This is a genomic window from Veillonella sp. 3627, assembly GCF_003992195.1.
In the GTDB taxonomy this organism is placed as follows: Bacteria; Bacillota; Negativicutes; order Veillonellales; family Veillonellaceae; genus F0422.
On the sequence record NZ_RQVG01000028.1, the window covers coordinates 1 to 539 of the forward strand.

General features: G+C 36.7%; 1 protein-coding gene. It reads left to right on the forward strand.

Annotated features, from left to right (window positions below; genetic code table 11):
* Positions 1-539: hypothetical protein (locus EO114_RS07905; protein ID WP_206168683.1), on the forward strand; the 539-nt coding region annotated here is incomplete at both ends.

Below are 539 nucleotides of genomic sequence, written 5' to 3' on the forward strand. Positions count from 1 at the left end.
GGTAAATGGTATAATGCAGTGGACGTACTTCCAAATGGTCAACCGAAAGAGAATGTACAACCAGTAGCTAAACCAGATAATGTTGGTAAAGCAGGTTTGATTGACTTCAGCAACTCTAACCCTAATAATGCAGCTACTGTAGGTGATTTACAAAACTTAGGTTGGATTGTATCTGCAGAAGGTAACAAATACTCTGATCAAGTACGTAATGCTAACGAAGTGAAATTCGTAGGTGAAGGTACAGCTACAGTTACTGGTAAAACAGATGATAAAGGTGTACGTACTATCACTGTAAAAGTAGATGACCAAGTGTCTACAAATAATGCACAAACACCTGTAGTCTACACAGATAAAGATGGTAAGAAAGTATATCCAATTAAAGGTGATGACGGTACTGTAACATATCACACAACTCCAGATGGAAAAGGTGATAATGATCAAGTTGTTCCAAATAATAATGTTGTTACATCTATCAATGGTCCTGAAGGTACAACAAGTCCAACAGAATTGAAAAATGTGAAAAACAACATTCCAGCAGT